Genomic DNA, 14,636 nt, shown 5'->3' with positions numbered 1-14,636 from the left:
TAACCGCGAAGGAGTGTTCAATGCGGGTTTTTCAATTCGCCTTGTTATGTTTGGCTTTATTTATTCAGTATCGCTTATGGTTTGGCCATAATGGAGTGCAAGATTACACTCGTTTAAAACAGGCGGTTACCTCTCATCAAGACACTAATGCAAAATTATTAAAGCGCAACAAGGTCCTCAAAGCCGATATCCAAGATTTAAAACTCGGTCAAGAGGGAATCGAAGAGCGAGCGCGCAATGAATTAGGAATGATCAAACCTGGCGAAACCTTTATTCGTGTATTACCAGGTCAACAGCAAAATGAACACTAAGCAAATTATAACCGCCATTGTTCCCGCTGCGGGAGTAGGGAGTCGAATGCAGCATTCGGCGCCAAAACAGTATATTGAACTTGCGGGTAAGACTATTTTAGAACATACCCTGAGTAAGCTTGCCGAACTGAACGATTTACATACTATTAAAGTAGCAATCAGCGATGATGATGGTTATTTTGCTGATTTACCTCATATTGATAAGCGTATTGAACGCGTTTCAGGTGGCAAAGAGCGCGCTGATTCTGTGCTAAATGCCTTGGTATCACTTGCCGACAACCCGCCAGATTGGGTGCTTGTTCACGATGCAGCAAGACCATTAGTGTGTTTGGCTGATATTCAGCGTTTAATAACTGAATGTATAAAAGATAATGAAGGCGGTATTTTAGCGTCAAAAGTAAAAGACACCATCAAGCGCGGCCATTCGCACAGTGAGCAAACGGTGCCACGTGATGATTTATGGCTGGCTTTAACCCCTCAATTTTTCCCTTATCAGGCGCTGACAGATGCGCTATCACAAGCTCTTAAAAGTGGTGTGACTATCACCGATGAGGCATCGGCAATTGAATGGGCTAAGCAGCCTGTTAAGCTGGTTGTTGGTCGTAGTGATAATATTAAAATCACCACCCCAGAAGATTTAGATTTAGCAACATTTTTACTGCAAAAACAACAAAACGAGAGTACCTCATGATTCGAATTGGCCATGGCTTTGATGTACACAAATTTGGCGGCGAAGGACCGCTGGTAATTTGTGGTGAAAAAATAGATTATCCGCAAGGTTTCTTAGCTCATTCAGACGGTGATGTAGCAATCCACGCATTATGTGATGCCATTTTAGGTGCATTAGCAATGGGTGATATTGGCAAACATTTCCCTGATACCGCCAGCGAATACGAAAATATTGATAGCCGAATTTTGCTACGCCACGTGGTTGGTCTTGCTAAAGAGCAAGGTTACGTACTTGGCAATGCCGATGTCACGATTGTTGCTCAAGCGCCAAAAATGTTGCCGCATATTCAAGCTATGCGTGAAAACTTATGCCAAGACCTTGAAGCTGATATTTCTCAAGTAAATGTGAAGGCAACAACCACAGAAAAGTTAGGGTTTGAAGGCCGTAAAGAAGGTATCTCTAGCCACGCTGTAGTGATTATGAGCAAACAAAACGCATGAGTGAGTTAAACTACTTATACGGTAAACCCCTTTCTAAGGCTGATTTTAAAACCCACGCCGAAGACTTCATGGTTGATGAAGATTTAGGTATTGAGTTTACAGGCTCTGGTGAGCATGTTTGCTTACAGGTTGTAAAAAAAGGCGAAAATACTCAGTTTGTTGCTAAACGCATTGCCGAAAAAGCTGGCGTATCCCCACGTGATGTAAGTTATGCGGGTTTAAAAGACCGCCATGGTGTGTGTACACAATGGTTTAGTGTGCCAGTACCGATTAAAAAGCACATTGAATTTAGTGAGTTAAATAACGAGCAGTTTTTTGTTGTATCGCAACAGCGTCATAATCGCAAGCTTCGAACCGGCTGCCATAAAGGCAATCGCTTTAGCATTACTTTACGAAATGTGACTGAGCCACTGGATATTTTGTGTCGTATTAATGCGGTTCGCGCAGGGGTGCCTAATTACTTTGGTGAGCAGCGCTTTGGTCATGGTGGCCACAACCTTGAAATGGCAAAGCGAATGTTTGCTGGAGAGCGTATCCGTGATAAAAAATTGCGTGGTTTAGTTATTTCAGCCGCACGCTCTTATGTCTTTAATGAAATAGTAAGCAAGCGTGTTGCCGAGCATGGCCTTGCTAAAACAATGCACCGCGAAGTGTTTATGCTTAGCGGAAGTAATGCGTTTTTTGAAGACAATATAAGTGATGACAATATAGCGCGTTTAGCGTCTGGCGATATTATGATGTCGGCCCCTATGGTTGGTAAAGGCGAAAAGGGTTTGACCAAGACCGAAAAAATGTGGCTCGAACCTTATCAATCTTGGATAGATGGGCTAAGCGAGTTAGGCCTTAAGAACGAACGTAGAATGTTACGTCTTATTCCAGACTCATTGGCAGTTGAAACCATTGACGAAAGCACTTTAAAGTTAAGTTTTGGTTTGCCAAAAGGTTGTTTTGCTACAGCCTTGTTAAGAGAGCTGGTGGAGTATCAAGACGCTAGCCCTAAAGAACAAAAACAAAAGGATGCGTAAATGAAAATCTTACTAAGCAATGATGATGGCGTGCATGCTAAAGGGATTGCGGTTTTGTATCATGCGTTAACGCAAATTGCTGATGTGACCTTAGTGGCTCCAGATCGCAATTGTAGTGGCGCAAGTAATTCATTAACGCTAATGAATCCATTGCGTGCAACCACGCTTGATAATGGCTTTATTTCGATTAATGGCACGCCGACTGACTGTGTGCATTTAGGGGTTAATGAATTAGTTGAACAGCAGCCAGATCTAGTTGTAGCCGGTATAAACCACGGTGCAAATTTAGGTGATGATACTTTGTATTCAGGTACTGTTGCAGCTGCTACCGAAGGACGCCATCTAGGACTACCTGCTATTGCTGTTTCGTTATGCTCTAAAGAAGGAAATCATTTTGAGACTGCTGCGGCCGTTGCTGTAAGCATTATTAAAGAGTTGGCCTCGCACCCATTACCGAAAGATCAAATCATCAACTTAAACGTGCCAGATATTCCGCTAACTGAGCTAAAAGGCGTAAAGGTAACCCGTTTAGGTTCGCGCCATAAAGCTGAAACCATGACTAAACAACAAGATCCATGGGGTCGTGATATTTATTGGTATGGGACTTTAGGTGCTGAAAGTGATGCTGGTGAAGGTACTGATTTTTACGCCATTAATAATGGTTTCGCATCAGTCACACCTCTCAGTGTTGATATGACGGCGAAAGAAAGCTTACAAGCCGTTGATAGCTGGTTAGCAAATATGGAGATTAATAGTGCTGACTAATTATAATCGCAGCGCACTCGCATTAGCTGAATTATTAAAACGCGAGGGTGTAGAAGATAGCACTGTGCTTGAAGCGATTGCCTCGACACCCAGACATATTTTCATCGATGATGTTTTACAGCACAAAGCTTATCAGAATACCGCATTGCCAATTGGTCAAGGACAAACGATTTCGCAGCCCTATATTGTGGCGCGCATGACAGAATTACTTCGCTTAGCTGGGGTACGTGACAAAGTGCTTGAAATTGGTACTGGGTCCGGCTATCAAACCGCAATATTGGCAAAAACCTTTACTAAAGTGTGCTCGGTGGAGCGTATCAAAGCACTGCAATGGCAAGCAAAGCGCCGTTTACACAAGCTCGATTTATACAATGTCACCATGAAACACGGAGACGGTTGGCAGGGCTGGCAGTCACAAGCACCTTTTGAAGGAATTATTGTTACAGCTGCAGCTGCCACTATGCCGCAAGGGCTACTTGCACAACTTGCTGATGGGGGCGTTATGATTGCACCTATTGGTGAGCAAGATCAGCAATTAATGATGGTCGTTAGAAATGGCGACACATTTACAGAACATAAAGTTGCACCAGTACGATTTGTACCTTTGGTACCTGGTGATATTGAATAGGACGTTAAACTTTGAAGTTGTTTACTAAGTTATATGATATGGCGCTTATATGGGCTAAACACCGCCATGCAGAGCGCTATTTAGCAGGGATGAGCTTTGCTGAATCCGTTTTTTTCCCGGTGCCGCCGGATGTCATGCTAGCGCCTATGTCGCTAGCCCAACCAGATAAAGCGTGGCGCTTTGCCAGCTTTACCACCATAGCTTCTGTAATCGGTGGTATTTTAGGTTACTTACTTGGTTTTTGGTTATTTGAACCTGTGGTTGAACCACTCATCACACAAATGGGTTGGCAAGCTAAATTTGATACTGCATTAAGCTGGTTCGACAACTATGGTGTATGGGTTGTTTTCTTAGCGGGCTTTTCACCTATACCTTATAAGGTTTTCACCATAGGTGCAGGCTTGATGCAAATGGCATTCTTGCCGTTTTTAATTGCCTCGACAATAGGCCGTGGTGCACGCTTCTTCTTAGTGTCGGCTTTAATGAAGTGGGGGGGGGTTAAAATGGAACAAAAATTACGTCAATATGTTGAAGCGCTTGGCTGGGGATTAGTTGTTTTAGTCGTGGTTGCGTACTTTTTACTGCGATAACCCGCAAAACCATTAAATTAGTACGATAAGGAGCATTTTACGATGAGCAGGCAGTTAACAGTCTATGTTACTTTGTTTCTTAGTATTTTGCTCTTTGGTTGTACTTCTCGCGAAGCACCGGCACCTGTCAGTAGTTTAGATAATAAAGTTAAACCAGCCACTCGCAAAGTAAATATCTCTGGCTCAAAATATGTAGTCAAAAAGGGAGATACTTTGTACTCAATTGCCTTCAGCGCTCAGCAAGATTTTCGCACTCTTGCAAAAATAAACGATATTCCAGCACCTTATACTATCTTCCCGGGGCAGAGAGTGCTGCTTAAAAAATCGGCACAAAAACCAAAAAAGACGAAAAAATATACGAATTTGAGTAAAAAGTCTACTGTTTATACACAAAAAAATAACAAAAAATTAAAGAAAGAGCTTGATCAGCCAAAACAACGAGAGTATGTTCAGAAACAAGCCAACAAAATAATTAGTGATAAAAACAGTAATTCTAATGCAAAAGTTGTATGGAGCTGGCCTGCAAAAGGTAAAGTAACACAACGATTCTCTAATAAAGAGAATGGCTTTAAAGGATTACAAATTACTAATAAACAAGGGGCTTCTGTTTTAGCTGCTGCACATGGAACTGTGGTATACGCGGGCAACGCATTGAGGGGGTATGGTAATTTAATTATTCTGAAACATAATGATGATTACCTAAGTGCTTATGCGCACAATTCAAAGTTGCTTGTAAAGGAAAAACAGGAAGTAAAGGCGGGGCAGAAAATAGCAGAAATGGGCAGTTCAGACTCTTCGGTTACGGCTTTGAGATTTGAAATTCGTTATCGGGGTCAAGCAGTCAATCCTGCTAAGTATCTACCTTAGCCATTTAGGGTATTGATAAAGTGATTTAGCTCAATCACATATTTGCTCGGGAGGACGCTTATGGGTCACACAGCAAAACTTGAGAAAAAAACTGACACGATTGACGATAAATTTGAAGACACGGTAGTCGAAGAAGAATCTTCTGAATTATTAGAAGAAGTCGACAACGAAGATGAAATTTTTGCAAAAGAAGAAGTTGCCAAAAATCTAGATGCTACACAACTGTATCTAGGTGAGATTGGTTTTTCTCCGCTGCTAAGTGCAGAAGAAGAAGTCTATTTTGCTCGAAAAGCACTGAAAGGCTGCGAAGCCTCTCGCAAGCGAATGATCGAAAGTAATTTACGTTTAGTGGTAAAAATTGCCCGCCGCTACAACAACCGTGGCCTTGCGCTACTTGACCTTATCGAAGAAGGTAATTTAGGCCTTATCAGAGCCGTTGAGAAATTTGACCCTGAACGAGGATTCCGTTTTTCAACTTACGCTACTTGGTGGATACGTCAAACCATTGAACGTGCCATCATGAACCAAACACGTACGATCCGATTACCTATTCATGTGGTAAAAGAGCTTAATGTTTATTTAAGAACTGCCCGTGAATTGACGCAAAAACTTGATCATGAACCAACCGCAGAAGAAATTGCAGAGTGCTTAGATAAGCCGTTTGAAGATGTTACTAAGATGCTGCGTTTAAATGAAAAAATCACCTCTGTAGACACACCTATTGGTGGTGAAAATGACAAAGCGCTATTAGATATAATCGCCGATGAAAAAGACTATGGTCCTGAGGGCGAAGTACAAAACAACGACATTAATAAACACATTGTTGATTGGCTTGGGGAATTAAATCCAAAACAACGTGAAGTACTTGCTCGTCGTTTTGGTTTGCTAGGCTACGAGCCATCAACACTTGAAGATGTTGGTCGTGAAATTGGTTTAACACGTGAACGAGTTAGACAAATTCAAGTGGAAGCATTACGTCGCTTAAAAGATATTTTGCAACACGAAGGCTTAAGCACAGACAGCCTATTCGATCAATTCACCTAATTTGACAACAATACATAGGCCTTTGGGTCTAGAACACACAAAAAAGCTGACGTAATGTCAGCTTTTTTTATATCAACTTTATACCTACAGTAAATCTTTTAATTGATACAGTAGTTGGTGAGCTTGCCTTGGCGTTAAGCTATCTGGGTCAAGCTGTTCTAAGGTTAATTCAAGCTCGGAAGGTTCATCATCAAAACTTAATGTTTGTTGTTGCTGCTCAATTGGGGCTGTAACAGGTTGGTGATTTTCGAGCATTTTAAGTTTCTGTTTTGCTTGTTGGATTACCGCCTTTGGCACACCTGCTAGGGCTGCAACTTGTAAGCCAAAGCTCTTGCTTGCAGCGCCTTCAAGAACGGTATGCATAAAGGCAATTGTGTCGTTATGCTCAATGGCATCTAGGTGCACATTCACCAGTCCTGTTTTTTGCTCGGCGAGTTCTGTCAACTCAAAATAATGGGTCGCAAATAAGGTTTTGGCGGCAATTTTTGATGCTAAATAGTCAGCTGTTGCATAGGCAAGCGATAACCCATCATAGGTTGAGGTGCCGCGACCAATTTCATCCATCAGCACCAGTGATTGTGCTGTAGCATTATTTAAAATCGTTGCAGTTTCTGTCATTTCAACCATGAAGGTTGAGCGCCCTGATGCTAAGTCATCACTTGCGCCAATACGCGTAAAGATACGGTCAATATTACCGATTTCTGCACTATCAGCAGGAACGTAACAGCCAATGTGGGCCATCAGAACAATAAGCGCAGTTTGACGCATGTAGGTTGATTTACCACCCATATTTGGACCTGTGATAATCAACATTTTACGGTCGTTATTAAGCTCTACTGGATTGGCAATAAACGGGTCTTTCATAACCTGCTCTACCACCGGGTGGCGACCTTGTTTAATACTGATGTTATCGTTATCGCACAGTATTGGCTTAGCATAATTAAGCGCCTGCGCTCGTTCTGCTAAATTGTTCAGTACATCTAAGTCTGCCAGTACGGCTGCCATTGTTTGTAGCTGCTCAATGTGCGGAGCGATAAACTCAAATAATTGCTCATATAGCTGTTTTTCAAGCGCGAGGGCTTTTGATTGGCTACCAAGTACTTTATCTTCGTGCTCTTTAAGCTCAGGGATGATATAGCGCTCATTATTTTTTAGCGTTTGGCGGCGAATATAATCCGCAGGAACTAAATGTGAATTAGCGCGGCTTACTTCAATAAAAAAGCCGTGGACCTTGTTATAGCCAATTTTTAAGGTGCTAATGCCTGTACGCTCACGCTCACGTTCTTCAAGCTTTTCAAGAATATCTGTTGCACCTTGGCTTAGCGCACGCCACTCATCAAGTTCGCTGTTATAACCTGGTGCAATTACACCGCCATCACGGATAAGCACTGGTGGGGTTTCGATTACAGCACGTTCTAGTAAATCTTGTAGTTCAGGTAACTGTTGCGACTTTGCAATAATTTGGCTAATACGCGGATCGTTAGCATCCATAAGTAATTCGTGTAGTGGCGCTAGAGCCTGCAGTGCACTTCGAAGGCGCGTTAAATCACGCGGCCTTGCTGTGCAAAGCGCTAAACGTGCAATAACACGTTCAATATCGCCAATTTGCTTTAACGATTCTTGTAGCTCACCACATAATTGAGCATCGATAATTGCGCTGATAGCGTTTAGTCGCGAATTGAGCTCTGTTTTGCTGCGCACTGGGGTATGAATACGGCGTTTTAATAAGCGAGAACCCATTGCAGTCGCTGTTTTATCAAGTACTTGTGCAAGTGTATTCTCGTAACCACCCGATAAATTAACTGTTAGTTCAAGGTTTTTACGGGTTGCTGCATCTAAGATCACCGCGTGTTCATTTTGCTCAAGGGTAATAGCACGAATATGCGGTAAGGCAATGCGCTGAGTATCTTTTACGTATTGCATTAAGCAGCCTGCAGCAACTAAAGCCGCGTGTGCTTTTTCTACACCAAAACCTACTAAATCTTTGGTGCCAAATTGGTCGCATAGTAAATGCTGAGCAGTATCTAAATCAAACTCCCATTCTGGGCGGCGACGCGCCCCTTTGATATGCTCAATTAGGTGAACATTTGCAAATGTTTCACTATAAAGCAGTTCAGCAGGGGCTAAACGCTGTAATGTTGAACTAAACGCTTCATCCGTATTAACTTCTAATACATTGAATCGGCCAGAGTTAATATCTAAATAAGCAATACCATAAGCGCCTTGTTTATTTTGCCAAACACTGGTTAGCAGGTTGTCTTGGCGTTCTTGTAACAGCGCTTCGTCTGAAATCGTGCCCGGCGTAACAATACGTACTACTTTACGTTCAACAGGGCCTTTGCTGGTAGCAGGATCACCAACTTGTTCACAAATAGCCACTGATTCACCCATTTGTACAAGGCGAGCTAAGTAGTTTTCGACTGCGTGATAGGGTACGCCTGCCATTGGTATTGGATCACCACCGGCTTTACCACGATGTGTTTGAGAAATATCAAGAAGTTGTGCTGCACGCTTGGCATCATCAAAGAAAAGTTCGTAAAAGTCGCCCATACGATAAAACAATAAAATGTCCCGATGCTCGGCTTTTATTTTTAGATACTGCTGCATCATAGGGGTTTGTTGTTTTATAGTGTGCGGTGCATAAAGATCAAACGACATGTATTTACCCAAAGGCTGAATATGAAATTACATCAAGAGATTAAAACACTTGCTGCGAAATTAGGATCTATTTTAACGGATAAACGCTTATGGATCACTACCGCAGAATCATGCACCGGTGGTGGCGTTAGTTATGCCTTAACTGATACCCCTGGTAGTTCTAACTATATTGATCGAGCGTTTGTCACTTATAGTAATCAAGCAAAACAAGAGCTAATTGGCGTAAATGAGCAAACTTTAAACAGTTTCGGTGCGGTTAGTGAACAAACAGTTGTTGAAATGGCATCGGGTGCTGCTAAAGCTGCAAACGCAGATATCGCAATAGCTATTTCTGGTATTGCAGGCCCCGGTGGTGGAACACTGGATAAGCCTGTGGGCTTAGTATGGTTTTGTATTCATTTTTCAGGTAAAAACTACCCAAGCCAGCAGGTTTTCTCTGGCGATAGAGCTGAAGTTAGGCTGCAAGCTATTGTTTATTCATTAAAAAGTATAATTGAACTGATAAAATCTGAAAATTAGCTTGATACTGTGATTTCATACAGTATACTGTCTGCATTAGCCGGATTTGGAGAACAGAATGAACGATAACAAACAAAAAGCCTTAGACGCTGCTTTATCACAAATTGAGCGTCAATTTGGTAAAGGCTCAATTATGAAACTGGGCGACAACAAAGCCCTAGATATTGAAGCAATCTCAACAGGTTCACTGGGTATCGATATCGCATTAGGTATTGGTGGTTTACCTACGGGTCGTATTGTTGAAGTGTATGGTCCTGAATCATCAGGTAAAACAACGCTTACTTTACAAGTTATCGCTGAAGCTCAAAAGCAAGGTAAAACCTGTGCATTCGTAGATGCTGAGCACGCTCTAGATCCTGTATACGCACAAAAATTGGGTGTAAACATCGATGACTTACTTGTTTCTCAGCCAGATACTGGTGAGCAAGCATTAGAAATCTGTGACATGTTAGTTCGTTCAAGTGCTGTTGATGTTGTGATTGTTGACTCGGTAGCAGCTTTAACACCTAAAGCTGAAATCGAAGGCGACATGGGTGACTCACACATGGGTCTTCAAGCTCGCTTAATGTCACAAGCATTACGTAAGCTTACAGGTAACATCAAGCGTTCAAACACGCTATGTATTTTCATCAACCAAATCCGTATGAAAATTGGTGTTATGTTTGGTAACCCTGAAACAACAACGGGTGGTAACGCACTTAAGTTCTATGCTTCAGTACGTATCGATATTCGTCGTATTGGTTCAGTGAAAGAAGGCGATGAGGTTGTAGGTAATGAAACCCGCGTTAAAGTAGTTAAGAATAAGGTTGCTCCGCCGTTTAAACAAGCTGAGTTCATCATTATGTATGGTGAAGGTATTTCTAAACAAGGCGAGTTAATAGACCTAGGTGTTAAGCATAAGATTGTTGAAAAATCAGGTGCTTGGTATAGCTACAATGGCAACAAAGTTGGTCAAGGTAAAGCAAACTCAATTAAGTTCTTAAAAGACAACCCTGAGATCGCAGATGAGATCGAAGGTAAGTTACGTGAGATGCTATTACTTCAAGCAACTGTGCAACCTGAAGATGGTGAAGATGCAGGCCTAATAGCTGAAGACGAGCTATAAGTACCGCTAAAAAAGTACAGTTAAGCGTGATTTGACCCGCACTTAACACAAAAAGACCGCTACATTGTTAGCGGTTTTTTTATGGGTGCTTGTAGCAGCGATTTTATATCGCGTTCAATCACTTTCTCCTTTCTAACTTTACTCTTGTAACTCTTTCATGAAAAGCCGCATATAATGCGGCTTTTCATGCACTTACAGCTTAAAACTTAAAGCTGCCAGTTGAAAGACACTGAGTAGTTACGCGGTGCACCGTAATAGCCTTGCGCCCAGAAAAGACTGTGGATGTACTTTTCGTTGGTCACGTTATTAATATTCAAGTTAACGCTCATATTGTCATTAATATCGTACGTTGCCATTAGGTTTAAAAGACCATACGCATCTTGCGTAGTAGTGATAAGTGCAGCATTTGTTGCCGCATCACGAACTTGTACGCGTTTTGTATCGTCTTGCCAACGATAGTTTAAGCCAAAGGTTAAACCATCAATCTCAGGCACTTTATGAGTTACAGCAAGTTTGAACTGGTTTTCAGGTGTGTAGTCTTTTACTAACTCATCACCATCAATGTTTAGATTGCTGTAGCTGAAGCTAGCACTTAGTGTTTCGTTGATTTGACCACTAAGTTCTACTTCAATGCCATCGCTGTTAATGCCATCTGCGCCATAGTAGCGCGTGTCATCAGGTAATGAATCAGGGATAGCTACAGCAAGGCCAACTTGTTTAGCATCAAAGTAAGCAACTGTTACAAACAAGTCGTCATCAAGTAGCTGTGCTTTTACACCAATTTCGCTGCTTTTTCCTGTGATAGGGTCTAAGTAATCGCCATTAATGTCACGTTCTGTTTGCGGCACAAATGTTTCTGTGTAGCTTGCGTAAGTTGAAAAGCGCTCGTTGATATCATACACAGCACCGAAGTAAGGCACTGTTTGGTCACTGTCTTTATCTTTTGCGACGCCGTACGATTCGCCCTCAGTTTCCCAGTTTACCTGGCTCACGCCAGCTAAAACACTAAATGCGTCAGTGGCACGGATGCGCGTTGAAATATATGCAGAGCGTTGACGGCTAGTGATATCAGCACCTGTTAAACCATCAGTAAGTGTTGGAACTGGCGCAACACCATCCCAGCCACCTAGTTCAGGCATTGCTGGGAAACCATTACCGGTAGTGTAGTCATACAATGATTTATCTTTGTAATCCATATCTGCTTGGTTTACACCAAATGACAGGTCATGCTCCATACCAAATAAATTAAATTTACCTGTTGCGTAGATATCTAAAATGTCGTGCTTATCTTTGTGGTCATATTCACTCGCATAACCCGTTAAGCCAAGGCCAGTTTCTCTATCTGGTGTGCCATAAACATAGAAAAGCTCCGAGTCTTGCTCATTTTCTAAGTGCGCGTAGCTTGCTTTTAAGAACCAAGTATTGGTGATTGCTTGCTCAATTGATAAGAACAGCTGCTCTGTCGTGTTATTCCAGTATGACCAGTCAGATGCTGTGCTGGTTGAAGCATCAAAGTTTGTTGCTGAACCATCGCTGTAATAAAGCGGTAAGGCACCCCAAAGTGGGCTGTCAGCATCTTTCTTTTGATTTACGTAGTTTGCAGTTACTACTGTACTATCAGTTAGCTGACCTTCGTAGGCTAGGTAATAAATTGTTTTATCTTGCTCGTAGCGGTCAAGGTATGACTCAGTTTTGTGCTTAGTGAATACAGCGCGTACAGCATGGTTTTCGTTAATAGCAGTTGAAGCGTCAAGCTCTAAACGCTTGTTGTTCCAAGAGCCATAGGATACAGACGCATTGACTTGTGTTTGGTTAGTAGGGCGCTTTAGAACCATGTTCACAGTTGCTGATGGGTTACCAGCACCTGTCATTAAACCATTGGCACCACGCACAATTTCAACACTATCGAAAATAGAAGTATCAAGAGTACCTTGGATTGAACCGTTGTCTTGTGGCATACCCATGCCATTAACTTGGAAGTTGGTGATCTCAAAACCGCGGGCTTTAAAATAAGTACGGTCAGTTTCGATTTGCTCAACAGTCACACCTGGCGTACTTTCTAACACTGCATTGATGTTATCAAGTGAGAAGTCATCCATTAAAGCACGTGAAACAACAGAGATTGACTGCGGTGTTTCTTTAATTGTTAGCCCTAATTTGGTTGCCGACTGTGCTTCTTCAGTGATGTAGTTTTTATGATGCTGGCCATAAACGGCAATTTTTTCAATTGCTTGTTCTTCTTTTTGTTGTTCTGCAAAAGCGTGGCCACTTAAAAGTGCTGAGGTCACAAGGCTTAATTGAGATAAGCGCAAAAATTTTGTTGATGACATGCAAAGTTCCAATTAGTTCAATGAATAGTGAGATTAATGCGTAATTTAATCTAAATGAAAATAATTTGCAATTAGGGTTTTTGTTTTAGTGAATAATTGTTTGTAAAAAAGTTTAAAGGGCATAGAAATATAAAAAGGAGATATAAAAAAAGCGGCCGAAGCCGCTTCAGGAAGTAAAACGAGTTTAAATCTTAAAACACATATTTTGCAGAGAATTGCAGACGATCCATATCGCCGTCTGCACCGCTTTCTAACTCACGCTCAGCATGTTTAAATTCAACACCAAATGTAAGCTTTTTAACAGGCGAATATAAAAGGTTGGCACTATAGCTTTGGCTCATTTCTGTAGGATCGCCAGTCACAGCAAGTAAATCTGTGTTGTTATCTGCTGAGAAGAATGAGTAAAGGAAAGTTGAGCGCCATTGGCTGTTCCAGTGTTGTTGGTAGGCAATAAAGCCTGATGTTGAATCAATTGCATCTAGATCATCACCGTCAAGAACAGCACCATTAGCTACATTTAGACCAATGTAGCGGCCTAAACCTGAACCCTGAGTAAGCATAAATTTAAGGTTATTTTGGCCAAAATTAACTTTACCTGAGGCACTGATACCAAACGATGATGTATCAGCATCAATACCATTTTGTTTATAAGTTAGCTGGCGAGCAAGACCGGTAAATACTAATTCACCCCAATCAGCTTTATGTGCGTAACGTGCTGTAAAGTCTGGCATTGATGCATCATCGGTAGCTACGCGTGCTCCGCCAACAGTGACTGTACTCTCTGGGTTTTCGATAGAGAATGACCAATTACCTGTGGTGTAGCGTGCCTGTGCTTGACGGACGAACACAGTACCTTCAGCAGGACCAACGAAGTCGAGCGTTTCAGGTAATGCGCCTACGTTTTGGAAGTTTGACCAAGCTTGACCAAATAACCAACCATCATAAGTCACAAATGCTTGACGAATACGAGGCGCGTAAGAGTTACTAACACGTTCATTACCGCCTGGCGCTGAAGCAATAAAGTCGATTTCAATTTTAGTTTTAATGGTTTTACCATCGTCTAACTTTGTTGCTGTGCCTAGGTTAAAGCGAGATTGGCGTGCATGCATGTCAAACACAGCATCGCTGTCGCTGTCTGCGCCTACCGGTGTTGTACCCGGTACGTAAAAGTCACGGCCAATACTGCCGCCAGCTGGTACGCCTGCAGAGTAATCACTCCACATGGCATCAAGTTTTACATAGCCACCATAAGAAACGTCAGTGTTGCCAATGGTTGCGGCGTTAGCGGTACCTGCAAGTGCACATAAAACAGCTGAAGCTGTGAGTGTTTTTAATGCGGTTACTTTTGTTGTTGTCATAATGTGTATTCCTGTCGAAGCTACTTGTTGATTGCATTAATGTTGTTGTATCACTGTTGTTTAAGAAATGACTTCTCTCAATTATCTATTGGTCTATTAGACTAAGGTGGAATGGGTCGTTAAATCGCATCCAACCTAACATTGGACTAGATTATAGAAGGCAATTTCGAAGTTTTTTGTTAAATGGCAAGATATACAACTAAGGTCTAATACTTTCAGGGGCTTTGCTGAGTGATCCTTGAAGCAGGCCGTAGGCAAGTAATTAA

Annotated in this window: 14 protein-coding genes; 11 read left to right on the top strand and 3 right to left on the bottom strand. The window is 42.0% G+C overall.

Going from position 1 to position 14,636, the window contains the following annotated elements; all coding sequences use genetic code 11:
* The first annotated feature begins 20 nt into the window (after positions 1 to 20).
* From ftsB to rpoS, 9 genes are read left to right on the top strand one after another with little or no spacing between them, the layout of a single operon-like run.
* Positions 21 to 311: a cell division protein FtsB gene (ftsB, locus tag J8Z25_RS13235; RefSeq protein ID WP_167658562.1), complete on the top strand. Its 291-nt coding sequence runs from the start codon at positions 21 to 23 to the stop codon at positions 309 to 311.
* Positions 301 to 1,002 carry a 2-C-methyl-D-erythritol 4-phosphate cytidylyltransferase gene (gene ispD, locus J8Z25_RS13230; protein WP_130050697.1) on the top strand — a complete coding sequence of 234 codons (702 nt, stop codon included), beginning with the start codon at positions 301 to 303 and terminating at the stop codon, positions 1,000 to 1,002. The genes ftsB and ispD overlap by 11 nt, the downstream gene beginning before the upstream one ends.
* Positions 999 to 1,481, top strand: coding sequence for a 2-C-methyl-D-erythritol 2,4-cyclodiphosphate synthase (ispF, locus tag J8Z25_RS13225; protein WP_130050698.1), 483 nt, complete (start codon positions 999 to 1,001; stop codon positions 1,479 to 1,481). The genes ispD and ispF overlap by 4 nt, the downstream gene beginning before the upstream one ends.
* Complete coding sequence (gene truD, locus J8Z25_RS13220) at positions 1,478 to 2,506, top strand: tRNA pseudouridine(13) synthase TruD (protein ID WP_167658563.1); 1,029 nt, start codon at positions 1,478 to 1,480, stop codon at positions 2,504 to 2,506. Before ispF ends, truD begins: the two co-directional genes overlap by 4 nt.
* Positions 2,507 to 3,271 carry a 5'/3'-nucleotidase SurE gene (gene surE / locus J8Z25_RS13215; protein WP_130050700.1) on the top strand — a complete coding sequence of 255 codons (765 nt, stop codon included), beginning with the start codon at positions 2,507 to 2,509 and terminating at the stop codon, positions 3,269 to 3,271. It abuts the gene before it with no gap.
* Entirely contained in the window at positions 3,261 to 3,899 is a 639-nt protein-coding gene (locus tag J8Z25_RS13210; RefSeq protein WP_054551144.1) for a protein-L-isoaspartate(D-aspartate) O-methyltransferase, read from the top strand. Before surE ends, J8Z25_RS13210 begins: the two co-directional genes overlap by 11 nt.
* A gap of 11 nt (positions 3,900 to 3,910) precedes the next feature.
* On the top strand, positions 3,911 to 4,489 hold the full coding sequence (locus tag J8Z25_RS13205; RefSeq protein ID WP_250661178.1) for a YqaA family protein: 579 nt from the start codon (positions 3,911 to 3,913) through the stop codon (positions 4,487 to 4,489).
* Between the two features lie 42 nt (positions 4,490 to 4,531).
* A complete protein-coding gene (locus J8Z25_RS13200) occupies positions 4,532 to 5,356 on the top strand; it encodes a peptidoglycan DD-metalloendopeptidase family protein (RefSeq protein WP_130050702.1) in 825 nt (274 codons plus the stop codon).
* Between the two features lie 60 nt (positions 5,357 to 5,416).
* The gene (gene rpoS, locus J8Z25_RS13195) at positions 5,417 to 6,400 is read left to right on the top strand and encodes an RNA polymerase sigma factor RpoS (protein WP_250661177.1); all 984 of its coding nucleotides are present in this window, start codon (positions 5,417 to 5,419) and stop codon (positions 6,398 to 6,400) included.
* Positions 6,401 to 6,484: 84 nt separating this feature from the next.
* Here rpoS and mutS read toward each other — a convergent pair whose 3' ends face one another.
* A complete protein-coding gene (gene mutS / locus J8Z25_RS13190) occupies positions 6,485 to 9,058 on the bottom strand; it encodes a DNA mismatch repair protein MutS (protein ID WP_178927360.1) in 2,574 nt (857 codons plus the stop codon).
* Between the two features lie 21 nt (positions 9,059 to 9,079).
* Here mutS and J8Z25_RS13185 point away from each other — a divergent pair, with 21 nt between their 5' ends.
* Together J8Z25_RS13185 and recA are read left to right on the top strand one after the other, a co-directional pair.
* Positions 9,080 to 9,577 (top strand): nicotinamide-nucleotide amidohydrolase family protein, encoded by a 498-nt coding sequence (locus tag J8Z25_RS13185; protein ID WP_130050705.1) that lies wholly within the window; start codon positions 9,080 to 9,082, stop codon positions 9,575 to 9,577.
* Between the two features lie 58 nt (positions 9,578 to 9,635).
* The gene (gene recA, locus J8Z25_RS13180) at positions 9,636 to 10,682 is read left to right on the top strand and encodes a recombinase RecA (RefSeq protein WP_130050706.1); all 1,047 of its coding nucleotides are present in this window, start codon (positions 9,636 to 9,638) and stop codon (positions 10,680 to 10,682) included.
* 206 nt (positions 10,683 to 10,888) lie between these two features.
* Here recA and J8Z25_RS13175 read toward each other — a convergent pair whose 3' ends face one another.
* Positions 10,889 to 13,012 (bottom strand): TonB-dependent siderophore receptor, encoded by a 2,124-nt coding sequence (locus J8Z25_RS13175; RefSeq protein ID WP_250661176.1) that lies wholly within the window; start codon positions 13,010 to 13,012, stop codon positions 10,889 to 10,891.
* Between the two features lie 191 nt (positions 13,013 to 13,203).
* Positions 13,204 to 14,370, bottom strand: a complete 1,167-nt coding sequence (locus tag J8Z25_RS13170) for a DcaP family trimeric outer membrane transporter (protein WP_130050708.1) — start codon at positions 14,368 to 14,370, stop codon at positions 13,204 to 13,206.
* Positions 14,371 to 14,636 lie beyond the last annotated feature (266 nt).

It is taken from the genome of Pseudoalteromonas sp. SCSIO 43101, from assembly GCF_023650775.1.
Classification (GTDB): Bacteria; Pseudomonadota; Gammaproteobacteria; order Enterobacterales; family Alteromonadaceae; genus Pseudoalteromonas; species Pseudoalteromonas apostichopi.
This window is presented reverse-complemented; position numbering and strand designations above follow the sequence as displayed.

Coding starts and splice junctions, on each gene's coding strand:
- ftsB (WP_167658562.1), top strand. CDS start 21: ATGCGGGTTTTTCAATTCGCCTTGTTATGTTTGGCTTTATTTATTCAG.
- ispD (WP_130050697.1), top strand. CDS start 301: ATGAACACTAAGCAAATTATAACCGCCATTGTTCCCGCTGCGGGAGTA.
- ispF (WP_130050698.1), top strand. CDS start 999: ATGATTCGAATTGGCCATGGCTTTGATGTACACAAATTTGGCGGCGAA.
- truD (WP_167658563.1), top strand. CDS start 1,478: ATGAGTGAGTTAAACTACTTATACGGTAAACCCCTTTCTAAGGCTGAT.
- surE (WP_130050700.1), top strand. CDS start 2,507: ATGAAAATCTTACTAAGCAATGATGATGGCGTGCATGCTAAAGGGATT.
- J8Z25_RS13200 (WP_130050702.1), top strand. CDS start 4,532: ATGAGCAGGCAGTTAACAGTCTATGTTACTTTGTTTCTTAGTATTTTG.
- rpoS (WP_250661177.1), top strand. CDS start 5,417: ATGGGTCACACAGCAAAACTTGAGAAAAAAACTGACACGATTGACGAT.
- mutS (WP_178927360.1), bottom strand. CDS start 9,058: ATGTCGTTTGATCTTTATGCACCGCACACTATAAAACAACAAACCCCT.
- J8Z25_RS13185 (WP_130050705.1), top strand. CDS start 9,080: ATGAAATTACATCAAGAGATTAAAACACTTGCTGCGAAATTAGGATCT.
- recA (WP_130050706.1), top strand. CDS start 9,636: ATGAACGATAACAAACAAAAAGCCTTAGACGCTGCTTTATCACAAATT.
- J8Z25_RS13175 (WP_250661176.1), bottom strand. CDS start 13,012: ATGTCATCAACAAAATTTTTGCGCTTATCTCAATTAAGCCTTGTGACC.
- J8Z25_RS13170 (WP_130050708.1), bottom strand. CDS start 14,370: ATGACAACAACAAAAGTAACCGCATTAAAAACACTCACAGCTTCAGCT.